General features: G+C 51.7%; 1 pseudogene. It reads right to left on the bottom strand.

Going from position 1 to position 294, the window contains the following annotated elements:
- Positions 1-294, bottom strand: a pseudogene (locus A3763_RS07930) (ATPase); the annotation flags it as partial.

Consider the following 294-nt stretch of genomic DNA (forward strand, 5'->3'; position numbering starts at 1 on the left):
TCACACTCAATATCCTTGCCCTCGACAAGGCGAACATCGGCAGGCACTACGTTGCCGGCCTCCAGGCTAATAATATCGCCAGGGACGAGTTGCGTGCTGGAAATAGTCTGCCATTTGCTATCGCGTAAAGTCAGCGTCTCGAGTGTCGCCATGGCTCTAAGAGAAGCCATCGCTTTTTCAGCCCGGAATTCTTGAAAAGCGCCCAATATTGCATTGAGGCCAATAATACAAAGGATAATAAGTGTATCCACGGCTTCACCGACTAGACCGGAAATCGCCGCCGCGCAGAGTAGC

It is taken from the genome of Oleiphilus sp. HI0128 (genome assembly GCF_001635365.1).